22 protein-coding genes and 1 pseudogene are annotated in these 22,216 nt (G+C 34.5%); 8 read left to right on the forward strand and 15 right to left on the reverse strand.

From position 1 onward, the window contains the following. Positions 1–314: 314 nt before the first annotated feature. The 3 genes from ACQV2S_RS06765 to ACQV2S_RS06775 all read right to left on the reverse strand — a co-directional run bounded on the left by ACQV2S_RS06765 (position 315) and on the right by ACQV2S_RS06775 (position 3,634). Positions 315–1,652: an aminopeptidase C gene (locus tag ACQV2S_RS06765; protein ID WP_428885248.1), complete on the reverse strand. Its 1,338-nt coding sequence runs from the start codon at positions 1,650–1,652 to the stop codon at positions 315–317. Between the two features lie 567 nt (positions 1,653–2,219). Next, positions 2,220–2,498, reverse strand: coding sequence for a hypothetical protein (locus tag ACQV2S_RS06770; protein WP_428885250.1), 279 nt, complete (start codon positions 2,496–2,498; stop codon positions 2,220–2,222). Positions 2,499–2,983: 485 nt separating this feature from the next. After that, positions 2,984–3,634 carry an alpha/beta hydrolase gene (locus ACQV2S_RS06775; RefSeq protein WP_428885251.1) on the reverse strand — a complete coding sequence of 217 codons (651 nt, stop codon included), beginning with the start codon at positions 3,632–3,634 and terminating at the stop codon, positions 2,984–2,986. A 457-nt stretch (positions 3,635–4,091) separates the two neighbouring features. Here ACQV2S_RS06775 and ACQV2S_RS06780 point away from each other — a divergent pair, with 457 nt between their 5' ends. The 4 genes from ACQV2S_RS06780 to ACQV2S_RS06795 all read left to right on the forward strand — a co-directional run bounded on the left by ACQV2S_RS06780 (position 4,092) and on the right by ACQV2S_RS06795 (position 8,257). Further along, positions 4,092–5,954 (forward strand): alkaline phosphatase, encoded by a 1,863-nt coding sequence (locus ACQV2S_RS06780; protein ID WP_428885252.1) that lies wholly within the window; start codon positions 4,092–4,094, stop codon positions 5,952–5,954. 67 nt (positions 5,955–6,021) lie between these two features. Beyond that, positions 6,022–6,726, forward strand: a complete 705-nt coding sequence (locus ACQV2S_RS06785) for a hypothetical protein (RefSeq protein WP_428885253.1) — start codon at positions 6,022–6,024, stop codon at positions 6,724–6,726. 20 nt (positions 6,727–6,746) lie between these two features. Continuing rightward, positions 6,747–7,802 (forward strand): hypothetical protein, encoded by a 1,056-nt coding sequence (locus ACQV2S_RS06790; RefSeq protein ID WP_428874068.1) that lies wholly within the window; start codon positions 6,747–6,749, stop codon positions 7,800–7,802. A 155-nt stretch (positions 7,803–7,957) separates the two neighbouring features. Continuing rightward, positions 7,958–8,257, forward strand: a complete 300-nt coding sequence (locus ACQV2S_RS06795; RefSeq protein ID WP_428874925.1) for an antibiotic biosynthesis monooxygenase family protein — start codon at positions 7,958–7,960, stop codon at positions 8,255–8,257. A gap of 87 nt (positions 8,258–8,344) precedes the next feature. On the opposite strand, the gene ACQV2S_RS06800 is transcribed toward ACQV2S_RS06795, so the two are convergent. The 6 genes from ACQV2S_RS06800 to ACQV2S_RS06825 form a co-directional block, all read right to left on the reverse strand. Next, positions 8,345–8,806: a peroxiredoxin family protein gene (locus ACQV2S_RS06800; protein ID WP_428881646.1), complete on the reverse strand. Its 462-nt coding sequence runs from the start codon at positions 8,804–8,806 to the stop codon at positions 8,345–8,347. 288 nt (positions 8,807–9,094) lie between these two features. Further along, the gene (locus ACQV2S_RS06805; protein WP_428874066.1) at positions 9,095–9,709 is read right to left on the reverse strand and encodes a glutathione S-transferase family protein; all 615 of its coding nucleotides are present in this window, start codon (positions 9,707–9,709) and stop codon (positions 9,095–9,097) included. A 121-nt stretch (positions 9,710–9,830) separates the two neighbouring features. Beyond that, entirely contained in the window at positions 9,831–10,568 is a 738-nt protein-coding gene (locus ACQV2S_RS06810) for an SDR family NAD(P)-dependent oxidoreductase (RefSeq protein ID WP_428874065.1), read from the reverse strand. 11 nt (positions 10,569–10,579) lie between these two features. Then, positions 10,580–11,335 (reverse strand): SDR family NAD(P)-dependent oxidoreductase, encoded by a 756-nt coding sequence (locus ACQV2S_RS06815; protein ID WP_428874064.1) that lies wholly within the window; start codon positions 11,333–11,335, stop codon positions 10,580–10,582. A 145-nt stretch (positions 11,336–11,480) separates the two neighbouring features. Beyond that, positions 11,481–11,711 (reverse strand): hypothetical protein, encoded by a 231-nt coding sequence (locus ACQV2S_RS06820; protein WP_428874063.1) that lies wholly within the window; start codon positions 11,709–11,711, stop codon positions 11,481–11,483. 110 nt (positions 11,712–11,821) lie between these two features. Further along, positions 11,822–13,369, reverse strand: coding sequence for a BCCT family transporter (locus ACQV2S_RS06825; RefSeq protein ID WP_428874927.1), 1,548 nt, complete (start codon positions 13,367–13,369; stop codon positions 11,822–11,824). Between the two features lie 257 nt (positions 13,370–13,626). On the opposite strand from ACQV2S_RS06825, the gene ACQV2S_RS06830 reads away from it, so the two are divergent. Beyond that, positions 13,627–14,154, forward strand: coding sequence for a phosphatase PAP2 family protein (locus ACQV2S_RS06830; RefSeq protein ID WP_428885254.1), 528 nt, complete (start codon positions 13,627–13,629; stop codon positions 14,152–14,154). Between the two features lie 88 nt (positions 14,155–14,242). On the opposite strand, the gene ACQV2S_RS06835 is transcribed toward ACQV2S_RS06830, so the two are convergent. The 6 genes and pseudogenes from ACQV2S_RS06835 to ACQV2S_RS06860 all read right to left on the reverse strand — a co-directional run bounded on the left by ACQV2S_RS06835 (position 14,243) and on the right by ACQV2S_RS06860 (position 19,485). Next, positions 14,243–15,022: a dimethylarginine dimethylaminohydrolase family protein gene (locus ACQV2S_RS06835; protein ID WP_428874060.1), complete on the reverse strand. Its 780-nt coding sequence runs from the start codon at positions 15,020–15,022 to the stop codon at positions 14,243–14,245. Positions 15,023–15,088: 66 nt separating this feature from the next. Then, positions 15,089–15,634 (reverse strand): hypothetical protein, encoded by a 546-nt coding sequence (locus tag ACQV2S_RS06840; protein ID WP_428885255.1) that lies wholly within the window; start codon positions 15,632–15,634, stop codon positions 15,089–15,091. Positions 15,635–16,220: 586 nt separating this feature from the next. Next, a complete protein-coding gene (locus tag ACQV2S_RS06845; protein ID WP_428874058.1) occupies positions 16,221–16,364 on the reverse strand; it encodes a hypothetical protein in 144 nt (47 codons plus the stop codon). 515 nt (positions 16,365–16,879) lie between these two features. After that, positions 16,880–17,062 (reverse strand): annotated as a pseudogene (locus tag ACQV2S_RS06850) (YdbC family protein). A 481-nt stretch (positions 17,063–17,543) separates the two neighbouring features. Further along, a complete protein-coding gene (locus ACQV2S_RS06855) occupies positions 17,544–18,893 on the reverse strand; it encodes an MATE family efflux transporter (RefSeq protein ID WP_428874930.1) in 1,350 nt (449 codons plus the stop codon). Next, positions 18,856–19,485 carry a TetR/AcrR family transcriptional regulator gene (locus ACQV2S_RS06860; protein WP_428874056.1) on the reverse strand — a complete coding sequence of 210 codons (630 nt, stop codon included), beginning with the start codon at positions 19,483–19,485 and terminating at the stop codon, positions 18,856–18,858. The genes ACQV2S_RS06855 and ACQV2S_RS06860 overlap by 38 nt, the downstream gene beginning before the upstream one ends. A gap of 471 nt (positions 19,486–19,956) precedes the next feature. On the opposite strand from ACQV2S_RS06860, the gene ACQV2S_RS06865 reads away from it, so the two are divergent. The 3 genes from ACQV2S_RS06865 to rbsD are packed head-to-tail and all read left to right on the forward strand — an operon-like array spanning position 19,957 to position 22,215. Further along, positions 19,957–20,934, forward strand: coding sequence for a LacI family DNA-binding transcriptional regulator (locus tag ACQV2S_RS06865; RefSeq protein WP_428885272.1), 978 nt, complete (start codon positions 19,957–19,959; stop codon positions 20,932–20,934). After that, complete coding sequence (rbsK, locus tag ACQV2S_RS06870; RefSeq protein WP_428874054.1) at positions 20,934–21,842, forward strand: ribokinase; 909 nt, start codon at positions 20,934–20,936, stop codon at positions 21,840–21,842. The genes ACQV2S_RS06865 and rbsK overlap by 1 nt, the downstream gene beginning before the upstream one ends. After that, positions 21,817–22,215: a D-ribose pyranase gene (gene rbsD, locus ACQV2S_RS06875; RefSeq protein WP_428876346.1), complete on the forward strand. Its 399-nt coding sequence runs from the start codon at positions 21,817–21,819 to the stop codon at positions 22,213–22,215. Before rbsK ends, rbsD begins: the two co-directional genes overlap by 26 nt. Position 22,216 lies beyond the last annotated feature (1 nt).

Below are 22,216 nucleotides of genomic sequence, written 5' to 3' on the forward strand. Positions count from 1 at the left end.
TAGTTTTATCCCGCAAATTTTTAAAATTTCAGGACATTTTCATTTACGGTTGACAGTTTTGAATGTATAGACTATTATTTAAAAATGTTGAATGTATAGACTATTATTAAAGCTTCTTAATAAGACAGATCGAAATGTTAATATTTTTTGTAATAGTATTTCTATTTTTTCTAAAAAAACAGATCAAAAAACTCCTTTGATTCATAATTACACATATATAATGCTCTCTGCAAATTATACTGTCTTCATGATCTAAGGAGTTATTTGTTTATATTTAATTATTAAATTTAGGGGTTATTTTAAACTGGATCATCTTAGTTCCAATCAGCTAAAGATCCCATTGGATCCCATGGTTCTAATTCAATGACTGGTTGATTAAGAGCATCTAACCATTTTTGATCAAGGTATTTCTTATCAACAGTCACTTGATAGTTATACTCGTCAAACCATTGATCACTCATTGAGAAGATACCTTTATCGCCAGATTTTTCACCCCAACTGTTCTCAACCTTCCAATTGACTGGTTTACCATCAGCATCTAGGTCCACACCTACTAAAAGCATGGCGTGAGTTAATAAACTCTCCCCATAATCTAAGCGCTCAGCCTTATTTAATTGAGGCGCTTCAGCTAAGATAGCCTCATATTCGTATAAGTCTTTATCCATAATACCCAATTCACGATCACTCATCTTACCAACATCACAACCAAACCAAACTGGCTTGCCATCTTTGATTGAAGCAATTGCAGCTTCTTTAAGCACTTCAATTGGTGCATTAATATAAGTAATCGGGTGGCCTTCGGCTACAGAGGCTAAATATTTAACAGTGAACGCCCGTCCGAAAGGCTTATCTTCAGTCGGTGCGTTGATTACACTGACTTTACCTTCTAAATCCCAACCCACATACTTATTAAAGAAATCTTGTGGTGTGATGTCTTCAATACGGTGATATTTTCCATCCTTGTCGCGGTAACTGTAAGAGAACTTCTCTGGAACCTGTCCCAAGGCTTTAACTAAGATGTTGTATATAACATACAGCATATCCTCTTTCATTGCTTTCAAATCTTCTTTTGAAGCCTTATTTTGATAAGCCGTTCTTAATTCTTTAGCAAAGGCTCTTAAACGTTTAGTAATGATTGCTACCATTTCATAAGTATTAGAAGAATGGTAAGTTTCTGGCATTACCGATTTAGGAACTGAACCATACTTTTGTAGTAAGGCTGTGAACATATCCCATTGTCCACCATCTTCGACCGGCGCTTGCAATAAATGTTGTACCACACGTGAATTTAAAGGTTCCTCTACCGTTTCAATGATAGAATCCAAGAAGAAGTTTGATTTTTCTAACTTATCCCAGAAGAGGGTATAATTTTGCGAAAATTCAAAAGTTTCTAAATTTAACTCTTCCATTGTATTTACACGCGCACCGTTTAAGGCAGCAAACATCCAGCAACGACCGCTTTTCTTCTGATCGGTAATCTTGCCTCTTTTTGTTTCATCGGAGAAAACGAAGGTATGGTCTCTCACGGCCTCATTATTAAATGAAGATTGATTGAACCCAACTTTAGCTACCGCATTTTCTACTGCATGATTGATCGTTTCTGCTTGATATTTTGTTTTGAATGATTGTATTAATTCTTGATTGATTGTCATAGTCATTTCCTTTCTTTAAATAAGATTTTTTAGAGTCCATTCTAATAATAGAGAACTTCTTCATTTATTCTGGCTAGTCTTTAAATATTTTTCTAAAGAATAGCTTAAAAAATAATCACTACTATTCACACCACTTCCTTTAATAACTAATCATTTTAACTAATTAATAAGATATAGGACTGGCCTTCAAAGCTTAAATCCCTTAAGAATTTATATAGAATTAGCGATTAACTAGACTTCTAAACTTACTATATAAAAACTCAGTGCCACCATTAAACTTAATTAATTATATAAAGCTACAGCCATTCCCTAATAATATTTTATAACAAAATTAGAGTACTTGCAATAAATTTTTAGGTTAACCTAAAATATCCTTCAGTCTATACCTTGCTAAGTCACAACATACTTTATGATCAGTCATCGAATATAGCTACAATTTAAAAATTCCAGCCACAAACCCCCCACTTGATTGAAATGAACCTTAGATCAGATATATTGTACAAAAAGTGCTCCTGGATATCCACAATCGGGTCTTACTTGACATCTTACCCTATCACCAAAGAAAATTTAATTCTCAGTGGTCATTTTTCTGATATCATTATCAAAATCTTTATTGATAGTCGTTAAGTGAAGATTGCACCATTCTAACCATCCATTAGTCTTTTGATGAAAATAATTCAAATTTCCTGCTAAGACTTGCTCAAAATACATTGCAATTCCTTCGGTAAAGAGTAACCATAAAAAATAGTTTTCACCTTGCTCAAATTGGTCAAAATTACCATATTGTTGATGATAGATATGCCCTAATTCTTGAAAAATAAGTCCATGCATACGGTCTTTACTCATCCAATCTCATTCGATCATTTTTTCAATTCCCACTAGAATATAAGTTCTTCTGTCCAGTTCTACCACCCAACCTGCCCCATTACATAAACCTAAATAAAGCATAATTGTAAAATCTAGCTCTTTGCCAAATGCTTGAATAACTTTTTTATTTAACCCCCCAGTTACTTGCCTAAATGAGTCTACTACTTTGAACCGCTTTTTGCTTTCTGAAAAAGTCCTTTTTTTAATGGGGAAATAATCGTTTAAAAGCTAAACTTCCCACCAACAAACACTCTTTTGGCGTCATCAGACAGTAAATCCTGATAGTTGGCTAACCATCTATCCATATATTCTTTCATAAACTGATTTGAAACTGCCCATTTACAAATAATGGATCAACTTCAGCAGTCACATTAATGATTTCCATACCAAGTCTCCTCTTATTACCTATGTCAGCATATCCTATAGATCGGATCATTGCCAAACAAAGACCAGGATAATTTAAGCTATTTACAATTAGTCATATTCAGCCAACTAGCAATTTCTTCAGCTATTTTTTCAGGTTGGTCTTGATAGATAGCATGACTCGCGTTTTCGATAATTTTCATGCTTATATTATCATTTAAATTTTTAGATCTTTTTAGCTTGGTCGGTAAAACCTCTTGAAGATCACTAATCAGAAGCAATGTAGGTGTTTTATATGCTTTACTAGTAATCGATAACTGAATCGAATGATTAAGACTCAAAAGATTCAAAGCGCTCTCCTCGTTCATATATTTATAATTACCGCTAGATAGGATCTGTTTTGCATTGATCAGTTCATCTTCCAGTGATACTCCAAAATCTTCACTTGAGATAATCCCTCCATCAAGTAAAATGACTTTAGTAATATTACTTAAATGTGCAGCTAGAAAAGCAGCTATTTCACCCCCGATAGAATGCCCTATTATAACAGATGGTTTCTCCCCGATAGTATCCTTATAAAAGTTAATCAGGTCTTCTTTAGCTACTACATTGTCATTAAAGGCCTCTTCATGTCCGGGTAAATAGAGATAATTTACTCCTAAGCCTTTTTTAGACAATAATTTCAAAAAAATTTCACTCTCTTCCTTCATGCCACCAAAACCATTAATAAAATAGATACATTCTTCTAACATATTGCTCTCCTTAATCTTATCAAAGACAGATTGTTAAAGTGGTTAAATACATAAATTAATTATACAGCGATACTAAGACAACTTTCAAAGTGTTTTGAATGTTCCACAAACTTGCTCAATGGATAAAAATCATACATTTATGGGGACTTTAACTCAACTTATAAGCAAATAGTAATAATTACATTTTAACATAGTAATAGTTGCTGTGTTTAGCTTGTTTATACCGTAGCTATTATCATTTATGTTGGTCTAGTAGCCTATTGATATACCAGTTATTCATCTTTGTACTCTTGTCGCAACAATCTTATTCTCTTTTGTACAATTTGGAGTCATTTCTTAATAAATTGTTGAAAATTTACCTTACTTTTACTTAGAATTTACTAAAAATTTACAATGCTCTGCTAACTTATATCTAGATGAATAAATCATCAATAAATTATAAAGAAGGATTGAGTCAATGAAAAAAACAGTAATTCTATCATTATGTGCTTCTGTATTAATGTCAGTATGTGCCCCTACAATGATTTTTGCTAAACAAGAAGAAGGTCAATGGTCGGAACTTCCAGTAGCAACCTTGGAAGAAGGCCGTGCGTTAACTGAAGATTTATCTCTTATTTCTAAAAACCGAGCAAAATATGTCTTCTTATTTATCGGAGATGGCATGGGAAATATCCCTGTTTCTGCGGCTGAATATTACTTAGGTCCAGATAATGGTGACGAAGGTAACGGTCAAGCAGTCGCTCAACCGTTAAATTTTGCTAAATTTCCTGTTGTTGGTCTGCAAAACCCAACCGATGCTGACCATTATGTTCCGGACTCTGCTGGTACTGCTACCGCATTTGGAAATGGCGTAAAGATTGATTCAAACGTCATTGGTCTAACACCTGGCTATACCGAACAAACAGAATCAATTGCTGAAAAAGCTCAAGCTCAGGGAAAAGCCGTTGGTATCCTATCGACAGTAACTTTAAATCATGCGACTCCTGCTGCCTTCTATTCAAACGTTGAACACCGTAGAAATTATTACGAAATTGGTGAACAAATGGCTGCTTCAAACTTTGAATATTTTGCAGGGGGTTCTCTTGGTAAGCGAACAGGTGCTGAAGATGATCAAAAAGACTTATACGAGGTATTAGAAGAAAAAGGATATATGGTAGCAGATACTCAAGAAGAATTCGATACTATTACTGCTGACACTGAGAAAGTTTATGCACCTGCATCTGTTCTTTCTGAATCAGATGGTTCTTCTATGAAATATGCGATTGATCGACAAGAAGGTGAACCTACATTAGCAGATATGGTCGCTAAAGGAATTGAAGTCCTAAGCGCTAACGAAGAAGGTTTCTTCATGATGACAGAATCTGGTAAGATTGACTGGGCAGAGCACGCTAATGATGCCGCAACAACTATTAAAGAAGTGATTGACTTTCAAGACTCGATCCAAGAAGCAATTGATTTCTACTATGAACATCCTGAAGAAACTTTAATCGTTGTAACTGCTGATCATCCTACCGGCGGTTTCACCATCGGAAACTCGGAAACAGGTTATAACTCTTACTTCCATTTACTAGACAATCAAAAAGTTTCTCAAGAACAATTTGATGTAATCTTTGCTAAGGCCAAAGAAGAAAATCCAGAAATGACTTTTGAAGATGCTGTTCCATTACTAGAAGAAAACTTCGGATTTATCTTTGACCTGGAAGCAGAAGAAGTTGTAAAGACTGCTGGCGAAGTCGAGAAAGCGGCTGAAGAAGGTGAAGAAGAAGCCAAAGACTTAATGTTAGTAACACCTTATGAATTAGCAGAATTACGTTATGCTTTCGAACAAACAATGAAACCATATGAAGAACGTAATCTGGGTCAAGCAGATATTATCAAAGGCTACCATGCATATGAACCATTATCAATCGCTGCTACACGTCTATTAGCACGTAAAGCTGGTTTAGCATTCACAACTGTTGACCACTCACCTGAGAAAGTTCCAGTTTTTGCAATCGGTGCTGGCGCTGCAATGTTTGAAGGTAATTTTGAAAATACAGATATTGCCTATAAGATTTTAGCAGCCATGGGATTATATGAAGGTGGCGATACTAAAATGACTCCTTTAGAAGTAACAAAGAAGTTTTCTGGATCTATTGAGGAAAACGATAAAGAAGAAGCTTCTAAAGAAACAGTTGAAGTAGAAGAAGTTTCTGAAGAAAGTGTTGAAGAAAGTTCAGATTCTGAAACAAGTGAGGAAAGTTCTGAAGATTCATCGGCTGAAGAAAGCAGTAACTCTGAAGAAGAACCTGAAGAAGTAATTGAAAGCTCTGCTGAATAATTAATACATTAGTCACAAAAAGCACAGCTAAGATAAGGCTGTGCTTTTATTCTTTAAGGAGAATCTTATGCAACTTAAATCTATTTTAGCAAGTTTCCTTTTGTTTATTTCCCTACTCTCACCTTGTTCTCTTGTTAAAGCTGAAAGCTCAAGCATGAAAGAATTACCTTTCAGCGGATACTATCTAGCCCCTGAAGCAAGTAGTATTGAAGGATTGCTTTTTCAAGAAAACCAATTAATCATCTATATTAAAGATGAATCAAGGTATGCTCACCCTGTTTATGGACACGGCCATGAAGATAACTATGATAATGAACAGCAAGATGTGGAAAAAGATATTAAATCAAACAAAGACCATCACGATGACACCATTGATCAAGAATTTATAGAATGGTTATTCGAATTTAATGCTTACCCTTATCCAGACCTTAAGAATTATTCTATATCTGTTCAAGAGAGATATAAGAAAGAAAATAATCTTCCAATTAACTTAAAAGAAGTTTATCTAGCCATTGTAGATCAGATAACACCTGAAATGACACAAAGAAATATCTTAGACTTGATTAATCAAACGATTCCTGACATTTCATATACACAAAAAAATGATTATAATTATTTCACTATTTCCTGCCCAACTATCACTGTAAATAACGATCATTGGACCGTCCAATTATTCGGTGAAGAAATTTTTTCTTTTGTGCAACAGTCTGGACAATTAATAGATAATCATGGAAATACTTATGAATACATTGACGGAATTAAACCCAACTAATTGCTGAAAGGTGTGAACTAATGAAAAGAATATTTATTACTTTATTAATTTTAACTGCCTTAACCCTTAATCTACTTTTTCCACACGCCACTTTCGCACAAGCAGAAGCTGATGTTAAAGAAACAAACCATATGAAAGTAGACGGTCATCACCAAGGACATCACATTAAGGCTAATTTTATCCCTGATAAAATTCTTAATCCTGACGATAGTCTATATGAAGCACCAGAAAAAATTGAAAAGTACGTTGGTATATATCAAGCACAAGCAACAGTTCCTAAATTGAATCTTAACTTAGATATCATTGTCTCAATCGAAGAAAGCGGCTTATTTAATATGGCCTACTATTTTACACAACGAGAAAAAGGAGAAAGTATACGTTTCTACGTAGATGAGAATGAAACAATTGAATCTATACCCGCTCCATATCAAGACCTCGTTATCTTGACAGGAGGTCTCAAAGAGTTTGAAGGTGGCTTAGGCTCAGGCTTAATTCGTAAAACGGTGTCACCGGTAGTACTATTAAATAATCAAGGCAAACCCGAAAGCTTATATCCTTATCAATCAATGGCATATGATCTGCGAGAAAATTATCAAAATGCTAGGGTTTATCAAGACCTTGGTCTTTATATAGTAAATGATGAAATTGTGATCGATGTAAACCATTTGATTGGTCTAGATGATGAACAAGAAAATAGAATCGCATTAAAAGCTACAAGTTTTAAAAATGAAGATGCTTTCCTAGTTGAAAAGAAAACATATGAAATTCTTCAAAAAGCTTTTGATCACTATCTTGATGATTATAATGATTTTAAGCTTCAATTTAAAAATAGTAATGACTTTGTTCAAGTCATTCAAGCAATGCATTTGAAGACCAACGCCAGTTTTCCTGCCGATACTAAATTTGAACTGATCGATCCTAGTCAAGTCAATAAAGATTCTGAAAGTGCCCATACATTTGCTTTGCTCATTAATGACCAAATCTTATATTTTTATGATGGACACAAATTATTTGTTGCAAATGAAATTGAAAATAATAATAGATGCTATTCTGCAAATGAATGGCAAACGAATTAATAGTTGAAGTCACCGAAAATTAAATTCTAAAATTTTCCATCCAGCCAAACCCTATTAAATAATCAACAACTACAAATAATCCCTTGTTAGATTGAGCAAATCGATTGAAGATAAATACCATCTTTGCTAATGTTTAAATAAAGGAGATGGTATGAATGTTTTTAGTTATGCAACATATAAAACCTAAAGTAGGCAAAACAGAAAGCATCATCAATAAATTATCGAATCGTGAAATCATAAATGATCAACCAGGTTTCATTAATTTATCAATCAGTAGAGGCATTGAAGAGGATTTAATTGTGGTTTTAGGCTCATGGAAATCACAAGAAGATTGGAAAAATTGGGAAAATTCAGAAGATCGAAAAAAATTAGACGATCCAGATGACAGTGAAATTGAATCGATGGAGTCACATAAATTAGAAATTCTAAAGGACGAAAAAATGCCTAAAAAATAATCCAAGTTATCTTAAATAATTCGATAGGATTAGGAAACAAAAGAGCAAGCAGCATGTGTGCTGTTTGCTCTTTATTTAGTTAATTGATTATAAACTATCTATCAAATCTAACATCTCACTATTTTCAGGGATATCTTTCATGGAATGACCGTAGTGAATATATCTCAACTCACCTTTTTTATCTACCAACATTTGAGCTGGCATCCGTCCCATCTTAAAAAGATTTACTTCTTGACCATACAATTTTAATACCGAATGGTTTGGATCAGGTAGACCATAAAATTCTAAGTCATTTTCATGCCAGTAGTCTGCGAATTTTTTTTCGTTTTCAGGACCAATGACGACAATAGCGGTGTCTCTTTTTTCAAACTGATTATAATCTTTATGCAACTGCATCATGTGCTTGCGGCAGAAAGGTCATATAAAGCCTCTGTTTAATACAAGCATTACATTTTTACTTCCTCTGAAAGCTGAAAGCTTAACTGTCTTTCCTTCGAAATCTTTTAATTCAAAGTCTGGGGCCTTTTTATTGACTTCAATACTTGCCATAAAATTCATCTCTTTCCTTTCACTGATTAAACAATATACTATTTAAAAATCACTATCTTTCAGCTTTATTAAATCAATAAAGTGGTTTAATGATTAATCTTAAAGGATTAACTTTTTATATCCACTTTAATAAAACACTTTAAATAGTTGATACATACAACTTACCACTCATTGCTTAGTCATTTTAAATATTTACAAAGCTTATTGTTATAATGTTTTTGTTTAAAAATAAGAGACATGAATTTAATTTCATGTCTCTTGTTTTTAATTTATATCAACACTTTTGACCTACTCATTAGCTTCAGTAAGAACTTTTTGAACAGCTGGATCTTCCTTAAGATGTTCTACCATACGCTTAACGTTTGGATAGTCTTTATACGTTTTTTCTAAATTCTTAGTCCAAGTTGCAAAAATGAATGCTAATGGATCAAGCACAGTACGTTTATTTTGGTAGAGGTGATTAGAATCACCAATAATATCATCAAGATGTTTGAAGTTCGCATCAATACGAGCAGGTGCTGCCGCACGAGCCATTTCAATTACATCTATATCTTCAGATGTTGTGTAACGCTGTGGGTTAAAGAACGGCCAGAATGATGGATGAATATCTGCAGAAAGGAATAGAGATGTTTCATCAAACTCAAAAACATTTTCTAACCCTTCATTAGGTCCTAAATCTTTTTCTGGAACGGAATTAGCAATGTATTGTAAAATTGCTCCTGCTTGAGTCATCGGACGATCGGCTCCAATTTCAAGAGCAGGAACCATTCCTAAAGGATTAATTTTACGATACTCAGGATCATTGTAATCCACACGAATGGTTTCATACTCAAGACCAGACCATTCTAAAGCGATCCAGCAAGCCAAGGAACAAGTACCAGGTGCATAGTATAATTTCAACATTTTATCAAACCTTTCTTTTTTTTATTGATTATATTATAGCATTAAAAAGTGTCATAGGAAATAATTGAGTGAATTCGATAGCATGCTTTTAAAATAAGAGTAAGCTAGTAACTAACTATTTTTAAACAGCAGCTGTAACTCCTCCATCAATGACAAACTCAGATCCGGTTGAATATCTTGCTTCATCGGAAGCTAAGAATACAACTAAATTAGAAACTTCTTTAGGCTGAGCCACTCGGCGCATAGGAATAGTTTCTTTAAATTTATCAACCGCTTCCTTAACACCCGGTTGTTCTAACATTGGTGTGTGTACTACACCAGGATGGACAGAATTAACGGTTATATTATATGGAGATAACTCTCTCGCTGCTGATTTCGTCATTCCTCTAACCGCAAACTTAGTGTCTGTATATCCGATCGCCCCACCTACTAAACCATTCATAGAAGAAATGTTAATTATAGAACCATACTTTTGTTGCTTCATAATAGGTGTTACGGCTTTAATACCTAAAAAGACGGAAACTTGGTTGATATTCACAATTTTCATGTAATCGTCTAATGAAACATCTTCAATTTTCATATTATAAGTGATACCTGCATTATTAACGAGCGAGTCTATCCTGCCCCATTTATCCATTGTCGCATCAATTACCTTTTTCCAGTCACTTTCTTTGGTCACATCTTGTTTAACAAATAGAACATTTTGACCAAGTTCTTTAGCAACTTCATTACCTTTTTCTTCATTAATATCAGTAATGACAACCTTAGCTCCTTCAGCTAAAGCGACCTCTGCATGCACTTTCCCCATCCCTTGAGCGCCGCCAGTAATAATTAAAACTTTACCTTCTAATCTTTCCATTTTGTTTCCTCCTAATATAATTTAATACTTCCTCCATCAACCATAAATGTTTGACCTGTGATGTAACGTGATTCATCACTTGCTAGAAAAACTGCGACTGGTGCGATATCTTTGTCAATATCACCAAATTTTTGGAGTGGAATACCTTGAACGACTTTTTCATAATATTCAGGGTTTTCAGCACGCCAAGCATCGACACCTTCAGAATAGGCTATAGGTGAAATGACATTCACATTGATACCATCTTTACCAAACTCATTCGCCATCACACGCGAAATCCCACGAATCGCTTCTTTGGCTGCTACATAAGCCCCTTGATGGTTATCACCCTTAATGGCTGCTCCTGAACCAAAATTAATGATATTTCCTTTAGTCTTTTTAAGATATGGAATAGCTAGTTGACTCAAGAAAAAGGTAGCATAGAAACCAGACTCCATTGATAGAGCTAAATCTTCTTCTGTAATATCTAAGAAGCTCTTCATCCTTGAAGCATGAGCATTATTGACCAACACATCGATTTGATGATAGCGGTCAACAACCCCTTGAATGCACGTTTCTAAGGCTGATTTTTTAGTCAAATCAGTCTTGATAAAGAAGGTATTATATCCCTCCTCATTTAGAGAACGGCTTAAAGCCTCGCCTTTTTCTTGATTAAGATCGACGATTGCTACTTTTGCCCCTTCTCTAGCATAGGCGCGGACAATGGCTGAACCAATTCCACCAGCCCCGCCTGTTACTATTGCCACTTTATCTTTTAAGCGCTCCATTCTATTTCCCCCTTATAATTTATTTTTGAATCTGTAACATCTGCATATTTTAATCATACGCCACTTTAAGAAAATTGGCTAATAAAGCGACTCGTAAAAACGTCCTTAGGGTTGCTATAAATACATTTGTTAAAATTTTAAACAGTTAGGATAAAAATAATTTTAATCCTTTATATTTAAATTCCGTATAGGGCGGGTCATTCAGTTGAAGCATATCTTCTTGAAGCATTTCCTGTAATAAAGTGTTGATATATAAGTCACCGATCTCTGTAAGTTCTATAAAAGCTTGCAATTCTTTTTTAAAAGCATCTTGATAGCTATTCGGATCTTTTAAATAACTAATTACAAAATCTTTTTCTTCACGACTATATTCCATTTAACCCCCTCCTTCTCTATTAAAAGCATCCTCTTATCCATATTCGGTGGCAAACCAGACGGCTTAAAAAAACCTCCTGCTGATACAGGAAGTTTAAATAAGTCGCCCACTTAATCTTCATAAGATTTAAAGGGATCGTTTGAATTAGGTAATCGGTCTGGTGTAATGGTTAAGCCCATTTCTCTTTGTTCATGATTCAATTCTTTGATGAGGGATAAAATAACTAAAATAAGAATGAAAACAAAGGGTAAGGAAACGATTATTAAGACATTTTGAATAGCTAGTAAACCGCCAGACAATAGTAAGACAACCGCAATAATTGAAAGTGTAAATCCCCAAGTAATCTTAGTTCTATTATTAGGCTTGATATTACCTTCTTCCGACAACATGGCCAAAACAAAAGTCGCTGAGTCCGCTGACGTAATAAAAAATGAGACAACAAGAATAATCGCCACTAAAGAAAGAAGGCCGCTTAAAGGATAATAGTTAAAGGTTGCAAATAGCAACTGTTCGGGTTCAAAAGCTGTTAAGTCGGCTATATTCATTTGAACATTGGCTGCTAAAGTTCCAAAAGTAGAGAACCAAATAAAACTTAATAGCGTAGGAAGTAGAAGTACCACCGTTAAAAACTCACGTATGGTGCGTCCGCGCGAAATACGGGCTATAAAAATCCCCACGAAGGGCGACCATGAAGTCCACCATGCCCAATAAAACAAAGTCCAAGTATTAATCCACTCCCTCTTATCCCTATCAAAAGCGGCTGATCGAAAACTCATTTCAATAAAATTTTGTAAATAATTACCCAATGATTCTGTAAATGTGTTTAAAACACCGACAGTCGGGCCTACAATAGCGACAATGGCTAATAGACAGCCCGCTAAAAGCAGGTTTAAATTGGAAAGAATTTTAACCCCTTTTCCTAACCCTGAAATAGCAGAAAGTATAAATAAGATCGTTGTGATAATTATAATAATAATTTGGACACTATTAGAAATAGAGATATTAAACAAATAATTTAACCCACCATTAATTTGGGCTGCGCCAAAACCAATAGTAGTTGCGACCCCAATAACAGTGGCAACAATCGTTATTGTATCCACTACTGTTCCGATCCAGCCCGTTGCTTTATTTCCTAGTAAAGGTTTTAAAGTATGAGATAATAGGTAGTTTTCTTGCTTACGAAAACCAAAGTAAGCTAGGGCAAGTGCTACCACACCATAGATCGCCCAACCATGTATCCCCCAATGGAAAAAAGTAAAGCGAAAGGCATCCGCTAACGCTTCTTGACTTCCTGCTGGAGCAATCGGAGTCGAAATAGCAAAGTGTGACAAAGGTTCTGCCGCTCCGTAAAAAACAAGCCCAATTCCCATACCAGCGGAAAACATCATAGCTACCCAAGAAGTGGTCGAATATTCAGGTTTTGAGTCGGGTTCTCCTAAGCGAATCTGGCCTAAGGGACTAAGTATGAAATAAATACAAACTAATAATATTAGTGGAATGAGTAGAAGATAAAGCCAACCAAAATTGTTTGCCACCTGATCTTTTAAAATTTGTGTTCCAACACTTAATTCATTAGGAATAAAAATACCTAAAATAACTAATAAAAATGACGTTATAAGCGATGCATGATATACTGAAATTTCTTTTAACTTTTTCAAATTATTCCTCCTAAATTCATTTTAAAACAGGGCTTTTATACTATCAAAATTGACTTTGTTTGTAAAATTTACCCATTTTTCATCGTAAGACTTGTTGTTTTTGACAAGATTTTATATAGTTAATATTTATAAGTATTCAATAGAAAGGATGCCCTTATGACCAAAAAAATTATTGGTAAAATTACTAGTGCTTATTTTATCTTCACCATACTGACCACACTTTTTGTCCATTTAGGTTTAGAAATTAAAAAAATGAATTGGTAACTTTCGATACTCCCATTCAAAGCTGGGTACGCGACCTTCAAAATCCCTTGATGGACAAAATCATGCTCTTTATTACCCACTCTTCAAGTGCCATACCAGTCTTAATTTTTTTCGCCATCATCCTTTTAATGCTTTTTAAAAAAAGAGCCTTTAATAAAATGCACTTCCTATTGATAGCTATTCCGGGAACTTTGGTTATTAATACAATTCTAAAGTTGATTTTCCAAAGAGACCGACCAGATTTGCTCAATCTTTTAGTTGAAGAAAACTTTTATTCTTTCCCATCTGGTCATGCTATGATTAGTTCTACCGCTGTCTTTGCCATAATGGTCTTATGTTGGCGTAGCAAGCACTTTTATAAAATTTTAACTTTAGGTTTAATTTATACTTTTCTAGTTGGTTATTCCCGCGTTTATCTAGGAGTACATTTCCCTTCGGATATTATAGGCGGCTGGATGATTAGTTTCGCTTGGGTGGTCTTAGCTCAAAAATTAATTTTAAACAAGAATGTGATTGAATAAAAAAGCCAGCTCAATTGTACTGACCCCTTAAACCCGAACAAGGTTTTAGGGGGTCGGTACATTGAGCAGGACTCTTTTTTTAATTAGCTTAAAATCTTAAAGATAAACACGTTAAGCTACCGTCAATTTTCTTAAATTCATCAGTATTTACTACTTTTACAGGATAACCTAAACTTTCAATATGTGCTTGTGTTTTAGGGTGACCTTCAGGAACCAGCACCGTCCCATTGATATAAAGACTGTTGATGGCATAGAGTTCTTCCGCTTCAACCACATATCGCTTATATTTTTGGAAATCCTCGACCTTATTCATCACCGAACTAACTAACATATTGTTATTTTCTAAATAAATAACAAAGTCTTTTAAGTGCAGTCCTTCTGTGACCGGCACCGTTGAAGAAGTATAGCCAAACTGGCGCACAATTTGGTCAAATTGTTTAGCCCCTTCTTGATTAGTTCGATCGGATAAGCCCACATAAAAATGCTTATCTACTAGCATCACATCTCCACCCTCCATAGTTCCGGGTGCCTCAATGTAAAAGATTTGATCTTCTTTATAGAAATCCTTAAGTACTTTTTTCATTTCATATTTTTCTCCATTACGCGATTCTTTGGGTGAATTAGTCACAATCGCAAACTCTGCCATAACCACAGCTGGATCTTCAACAAAACAAGAATCAGGGTATTCTTCTAAAGGCTCTAAAGCAGTGACTTTTACTCCTAATTCTTCCAATGCTTTGACATAGTTAGCGTGTTGCACCAAGGCATCTTCATAAACTGGTTGCTCTTTAGAGAACATTCCAGTCGTAATACCTTCTAACATTGATTGACTAGGTGTTCTAACGATGGCATGCGAAAATTTTAACATGTAATTCCTCCTGTTTTTTTAGTTATTGATGTGTTGGCACTATTGTATTTATTCAAGGACTTGTATTTATTTTATTTGTTCAATTAATTTGTTATCAATACTTAACAAATCAATTAGGACAATGTCTTCATGTTTGATTTCGTATAACTGATTTTCAGTCAAATCATCGATTGTTGAAGAAGAAAGAACAAATGATTCCTTGGTTTTTTCTATAATCCTACCTTGAAGTATAAAATCATTCTCGGTAGTTATAATTGATACTTGTTTATTCACTAAGATAGGCTCATTGATTGGGTCTTTTCCTTGAAATTGTTGTTCATAATCTTTGGTCAGTGAATATGGGTCGTAAAGATTAATTGATTTATTATAATCAATTATTTTTTTAAAATTTTTAAGATAGCAAGTTGAAGAAACGTTATTGGATATAAATGCATTTTTCCTATATTGAAAACTCTCAATCATTCCATATTCATTAATTGAAATTAGAGTTGAGAAGTCGTCTTCAATTGCAATTAAGTATCCAAGTGAAAAATATTCTTCATTTTTGTTACTAAATTCAGAATAAATTTCTACTAATTGATTTGTTTTTAAAGTTAATTCTAATTCATTCATATAAATCAGCTCCTTAATTAGATTGCTAAATTCTCATGAAATTCACTCCCTTTTTTTAGTGGTTATAGGTGGGGTTAGTGAATGGCCGTTTGTAATCTTTCTATTATTTAGGCTTTTTAGTAAAACTTTGTAACCTATTGTCCTCCTATAAAATGAAAAAGTTCCAGCATAGGCTTTGGTTCTAGTAGGATACACTATTCCTCCAAAAACAAAGTGATGGTTTTCTAACAATGCATTATAATTCATAGCTTATCTCTTCAAATAAATCAGCTTGTTCCACTCCTGCTTTTGTCTTTTCATGCTCCTTTCTTTCAATAGATAATCTTTCAACTTTTTTCTCTAGACTCTTCCATTAATAAGTTGAACTGTCTTACACTTTCCTCTCGGAATATAGGAAGGACAGATTGTTTATCGATATATTTTACATTTCCACTGAAACTTTGCTTTAATCGAAAGGCTTCTCCTAAACGTTCACTATAGTCGAAAATGCTAATAGGTGTGTGTCTAATCGCATGCTTGATAGATAGTCTCCCAATTTTTATTTGTTCAATTTAAAGCTTTATTAAGCATCGGTATATTTAATTGGTTAAAAAGCTAGTGTCTTAAAACTATCCACCTGCAAGATGTTTGTATTTTCTTTTAATCGTTTAAGTATTGATTTATTGCCGATACCATTTAGCTCTTTGAACGATAAAATCAGCTTTGCAATCGCTCGATTCATTTTTTCCAATATTTTCACTCCAATTGATTTGTCTCATTAATTTTATCAAAAAAACGCTTTAAAGTCTTAGCTATTCATAGTTAATATTTAGAGAATCTAACTTCGGAATGACCGATATAAAAGACGCTCCTGCTGCTTAAACTCTATTTTTTTGACTTACAAGCTATGAGGAGTAAAACGAAGCCATAGATAGACAACCGTCTATATAGGAGAATGTAAATGAATTGAGAAGAACTTAGTTTATTACTAAAAGCAATCGCCGATCCTAATCGTCTCAAGATCTTAGAACTTATTTCATGTCAGGGAAAGAGAGCTAGTGAACAAACCACGACCTATTGCTGGCATTGAGAATTTAAAAGTAGCTAATTTCAGTCCTGAAATTTCCCCTTCAAAGGTAAATTGATTAGGATTAGAAACGAAGCCTCCTAACTGTTGGCTCCATTAAACATTACGCCTAAAAAAGAGTGCCCTTCACTGATTAAAATTACCCTTTAACCGGTTAAGATTCCATTGTTTTTAATAACTCATAATTGCTTGACTTCCTCATCCGTTAAAGTAACTCCTTTGCCCATCTTATCATGATCAGGTAAACAATCTCCAAGGCCCTATTTAGCAGGACACTTATTCCATGAAAGAAGATTGAATTCTTTAGACCATCCTTTATTAGCGGAAAGACTCCCAATGGTTTCAATATTTTTGTAAGTAATAGCTGCCCTTTTAAAGTAGTCTTATTTTTAAACGAATAGCCGCCCTCTGTTTCTATCCATCTTATAGTCTTCATTACCGTCATTATTATCACTAATCCTTCCAGTTTAATTTACCATAAGCCTCGATGACTAAAAACTATTATAATCAAAAGCACTTATCTCTAAGAGACAAGTGCTTGATCGTATTACGGATATTCTTTTGCTTTTAAATTTCTTTCTAAATGGGTTTCTTTCACAAGAATTATTCATCTATAGTGAGTAGTGAAACCTGAGCTAAAATTTCTTTCTAAGTACTGCTTGCCATAATCCGTCATATATAACAAAAAAATTATGCAAAGATTGGCTTTTAATGATTATTTCCATTTTAGCAGTAACATTTAGCTTTTTAGTAGAGACGTAACCATTCTTGTAATATAGATAAACTCTTAAAGAAATGAGTTGCCTTCTCCTTCCTCCGCTATTGGTTGATAGACACTAAAAATTAAATGAATTCCGCTTGCTTAAAAGCTTTTATTTCTTGGACCATCATGGCTAAAGCAATAAGAATTACAATCAAATCAACTAGTGCTTCTGCCCACCAAACAGCCCCACTTCCAAATATTCCAGGTAAGATAAGCAAAGCTGGTACGAATAAAATAAGTTGTCTTAACAGAACAATAATCCCAGCTTTTTTACCATTGCCAATCGATTGGAAAAATGTGATTGCCATATTCATAGCTGCATAAAGTATATATACTGAGAAAAACAGTCTAAAATGCCCCACTCCACGTTGGATAATTTCTTCGCTCACATTAAATAAACCAAATATTCTTGCAGGGAAAAATTGTGCCGGTAGGTAGAACACTAAAGATAATATAGTACCTGATAGGATAAAAATCTTCATCGTTTCTTTAACTCTTGCATACTGCTTCGCTCCAAAATTAGCCCCTATAATAGGTTGAAGGGCTTGACTCATACCCCAAAGTGGAATAAATGAGAAGCCATAAAACCTCAAGGTCGCAGCCATTAGTGTTGCCCACTCATCACTTCCATATTGAAAGGCTTGTCGATATAACAAGCTTTGTTGAACCATAAATAAAATCTGCATGAGCATAGCTGAAATACCTACCCCCACCATTTCTTTAGAAAGTTCATTAGCCTTTTTGATTTTTCCTATCTTTACAACATCACTCTTATAACGGAAATAATACAAGGTAAACCCTGCTTGAACGGATTGAGCCAAGATTGTAGCTAAGGCTGCTCCTTCTATTCCATATTCTCCCATCGCAATCATGAAAATAGGGTCAAGAATTATATTGAGAATCGCTCCTAGCCCCATTATCAGCATAGCCTTTTTTACTTGGCCTTCGCCTCGCATGACCATATTAGATGATTGAACATAATTGATAAAAAATGACCCTGCGAAAATAATTCTCACGTATCGAAGACCTAGCTCTTTGATTGCTCCACTTGCTCCTAATAAATCTAAAAAATAAGGAGATAAAAAGATTCCAAATACTGTAATCAAAAGTGATAATACAATTACCCAATAAACTAAGTTCCCCATTATCTTATCGATTTTCTCCTGATCACCTTCTCCTAAGGCTCTTGATAAAATAGAAGCACTCCCTATTCCAATCAATGTCGATACGCCATTATTTACAAAAGTAATCGGCGCAGAAACAGAGCAAGCCGTCATGGCAGCTTCTCCTAAAATATTTCCAGCAAAAATTCCATCCATCAAAGGAAACAGTCCGATAACGAGCATACCGAGTACAGCTGGAACAGCCTGATGAAACATAAGTCGAACAAGATTATCCGTTAAAAGTCTTTCTTTCATTGTTTTTTCCATTTTGTTTTCTCCCTTCTTTGAAAAGTGCTACAAACATTTTTTCTATAATTTCTTTATTTTTTTTAAAATTATCTCTAGCTTCTAAAATATCTGCCCCTAAAATCATTGAATTAATAAAATCTGTCACAAAATCATAGAGTGCATCATTCAATAAAAATTCTGGAACATTCCTTTGAAGCTGACTAAATTCTTCCCTACTTTGTGCTTTTAACTGGTTAAAGATACTATTGAGCTTTTTGCTTCTCTTTTTTTCAATTAAAAATTGGACATAAATTTCCATATATAAATTATCATCCAGTATTTTTTCGACAAGTTGTTTTGCTATAAACTCTATTTCATACCCTTGCTTGAACTCACTTAAGTTGGATTTGATTACTTCATTTCTATAATGTATCCCATCAACCATTAGGTCATGAAGAATATCAATGGTGCTTTTATAATAATGATAGAAGCCTCCTTTAGACATGGTCGTTTCGTTAATAATATCTTCCATCGTAGTATTAGCGAACCCTTTACTAACAAATACTTTTCTGGCTGCTTCTTTAATTTCATTTTTTCTTTCTTCTGGCTTTAATCGCCTAGCCGAGCACATGCAACCCCCCCCTTTTTTATATACCGACGGTATCGTCGATAATAGTTTATTATTCTTACTTTAGAGAGTCAAGAGTTTTTATAAAAAAGAATGCTCTAAATTTTACCCCCCCGTGCAAATCTCGTTCCATACAAAGAAGTAAGAAAATATTAAATAGTTTACGTCTAAATTTTTTAACGGCTTCTGAGACACTTATTAGTCGTGTCCCTTAGAGTGCGTCCTTTAATTCATTCATTGAAACAATATGGGTTGTTAAAATAGGTTGAAATACAGCTTCCTTCGTTTTTAATCGGTAGGATTATAACGCTTGAGTAAGTTTGAGACGTTTCACTTTTTTAAGCTCCTAATTGAATTGCGAATTAGGGGCTTTAGATAATGCAAAAACTCATTAAACCTTTCTTCTTGACAAACTAAAAAAAATTAATATAATAATGTGTGTAAACGGTTACACATGGAGGTGTGAAGTTTTTGGTGACAATTCGTGATGTGGCAAATGAAGCAGGCGTTTCAGTCGCAACTGTTTCGCGCCTGATGAATAACAGTGGTTATGTGAGCGAACAATCCAAACAAAAGATTCTTTCGGCGATTAAAAAATTAGATTATATCCCTAATGAAATTGCTAGATCTTTAAATAAACAGTCGATGAAAATTCTTGGTTTATTGGTTCCGGATATTACTAACCCTTATTTTCCTTCTTTAATCAAGGGAGTCGAACAATGTGCCTTGCAACACGACTATATGCTTTTATTAGGCAATACCGAAGGCCAAGAAACGATTGGTGAGAACTATCTTAATTTTTTTAAACAATATAAAGTCGCTGGATTAATCAAAATTGATGGGACTCATCTAAACACACCTGAGGACGTTCCAACCGTCTCATTAGACCGGATGAATGATCAAGACCAGTTTGCAGTAATCTCTGATGATTTTTATGGCGGAGAACTCATTGGACAAACTATTCTTGAAACTAATTATGGCTCTATTTTGATTATGACGGGTCCAATGGATATTCAAGTGTCTAAAATGCGTTTACAAGGAATACAGTCTGTATTTGATCAATATAAAATCGACTATCAGATATATTCTACTCCGTCCTTCCAGACAGAATTTGCAGATCAAGTTGCCAAGGAGATTATTCGTGACTATCCCAATATTGATACGGTGATTGCTCCTAATGATATCTATGCTTTAGCCCTTATCCAAGCTTGGAATCAATTAGGTTCTATTATCCCAGAAGATGTCCAAATCATTGGGTATGATGGAATTGTCTTTGGAGCCTATGCCCATCCGAGTTTAACTACCATTGAACAACCGGCTTATAAAATAGGTTATCAGGGAACAGAATTGTTACTAGCCATTATTAACCAACAAATAGATCCTGAAATGTCTAAAATCATCCAAGTCAAACCGCGATTATTAAAAAGAAATTCTTTAAGGGAGGTAAAATAATGGTAAAAATTGCAGTCATTGGAAGTATATCTACTGATTTTGTGGTGACTTCTAAACGAAGACCCCAAGCTGGAGAGACTATTTTTGGGGAATACTTTGAAACTTATTTTGGTGGCAAAGGAGCTAATCAAGCCGTTGCAACCAGCCGACTGGGTGCAGAAACTTATATGTTAGGAGCAGTGGGAGCTGATAAATTTGGTGAAAGTTTAATAGCCAATTTGCAAAATAACCGGATTGAAGTTTCACACATTAAAACAAAGAAGCAGCTTCCTTCAGGTTCTGCCATTATTAATGTTGTTGAAGGCGAAAATACGATCATTTATGTAGCGGGAGCTAATGATGCTTATTCAAGCGAACAAGTTCTAAAAGAGCAAGCATTTCTCACTACCTGTGATTTAATTCTAATCCAAAATGAAAGTCCCATCGAAACGGTTGAAACCCTTATACAACAAATGGCTGATGCCTCTTGTCAAATAATATATAACCCTGCGCCCGCTCGCTCATTTAATCCACAATTGATGGCAGCTATCGATTACATCACACCTAATGAACATGAATTTCGCTTAATGTTCCCAGATCAAGAAATGGCAGAAGTTCTGGCTCAATATCCGAACAAAATGATTGTAACCTTAGGAGCTCAAGGGGCCGTCTTTCATAATGGACATGAACTTATTGAAGTCCCTTCCTATAAAGTTGATCAAATTGTAGATACTACTGGGGCTGGTGATACATTCAATGGTGCGCTCGCCTTTGCTATTGGCAACCAGTTCGAACTCGAAGAAGCAATTCGTTTTGCCAACTTAGCCGCCGCCCTATCAATCGGAAAAGAAGGGGCTCAAAAAGGAATGCCTACTATCAAACAAATGAAGGAGAGTGTATATTTTGAAAAAACATGGGATATTAAATAGTCATATCTCCAAAGTTTTATCCGATATGGGCCATACTGATCAACTAACAATTGCAGATTGTGGTCTTCCTATCACAACGCATGTAGAAAAAATTGATTTAGCTATTCGCTTAGGTGAGCCTGATTTTATCAGTGTTTTAAAAACAGTAATGAGTGATATGAAAATTGAACGGATTGTTCTCGCCGAAGAAATCAAACAATATAATCCGAATTTGCTAGCTGAAATCCAGCAATTAGTAAATCCACTTATTGAGATTCAATTTATAGATCATGACTCATTCAAGAAGCAGACCCATAAAAGCAAAGCGATCATAAGAACAGGTGAGGCGACTCCTTATGCAAATATTATTTTGCAATCAGGCGTCATTTTCTAGG

Origin of the sequence: Facklamia sp. P13064 (genome assembly GCF_050409425.1) — a bacterium.
Taxonomy (GTDB): Bacteria; Bacillota; Bacilli; order Lactobacillales; family Aerococcaceae; genus Facklamia.

Coding starts and splice junctions, on each gene's coding strand:
- ACQV2S_RS06765 (WP_428885248.1), bottom strand. CDS start 1,652: ATGACAATCAATCAAGAATTAATACAATCATTCAAAACAAAATATCAA.
- ACQV2S_RS06770 (WP_428885250.1), bottom strand. CDS start 2,498: ATGAGTAAAGACCGTATGCATGGACTTATTTTTCAAGAATTAGGGCAT.
- ACQV2S_RS06775 (WP_428885251.1), bottom strand. CDS start 3,634: ATGTTAGAAGAATGTATCTATTTTATTAATGGTTTTGGTGGCATGAAG.
- ACQV2S_RS06780 (WP_428885252.1), top strand. CDS start 4,092: ATGAAAAAAACAGTAATTCTATCATTATGTGCTTCTGTATTAATGTCA.
- ACQV2S_RS06785 (WP_428885253.1), top strand. CDS start 6,022: ATGCAACTTAAATCTATTTTAGCAAGTTTCCTTTTGTTTATTTCCCTA.
- ACQV2S_RS06790 (WP_428874068.1), top strand. CDS start 6,747: ATGAAAAGAATATTTATTACTTTATTAATTTTAACTGCCTTAACCCTT.
- ACQV2S_RS06795 (WP_428874925.1), top strand. CDS start 7,958: ATGTTTTTAGTTATGCAACATATAAAACCTAAAGTAGGCAAAACAGAA.
- ACQV2S_RS06805 (WP_428874066.1), bottom strand. CDS start 9,709: ATGTTGAAATTATACTATGCACCTGGTACTTGTTCCTTGGCTTGCTGG.
- ACQV2S_RS06810 (WP_428874065.1), bottom strand. CDS start 10,568: ATGGAAAGATTAGAAGGTAAAGTTTTAATTATTACTGGCGGCGCTCAA.
- ACQV2S_RS06815 (WP_428874064.1), bottom strand. CDS start 11,335: ATGGAGCGCTTAAAAGATAAAGTGGCAATAGTAACAGGCGGGGCTGGT.
- ACQV2S_RS06820 (WP_428874063.1), bottom strand. CDS start 11,711: ATGGAATATAGTCGTGAAGAAAAAGATTTTGTAATTAGTTATTTAAAA.
- ACQV2S_RS06835 (WP_428874060.1), bottom strand. CDS start 15,022: ATGTTAAAATTTTCGCATGCCATCGTTAGAACACCTAGTCAATCAATG.
- ACQV2S_RS06840 (WP_428885255.1), bottom strand. CDS start 15,634: ATGAATGAATTAGAATTAACTTTAAAAACAAATCAATTAGTAGAAATT.
- ACQV2S_RS06855 (WP_428874930.1), bottom strand. CDS start 18,893: ATGGAAAAAACAATGAAAGAAAGACTTTTAACGGATAATCTTGTTCGA.
- ACQV2S_RS06860 (WP_428874056.1), bottom strand. CDS start 19,485: ATGTGCTCGGCTAGGCGATTAAAGCCAGAAGAAAGAAAAAATGAAATT.
- rbsK (WP_428874054.1), top strand. CDS start 20,934: ATGGTAAAAATTGCAGTCATTGGAAGTATATCTACTGATTTTGTGGTG.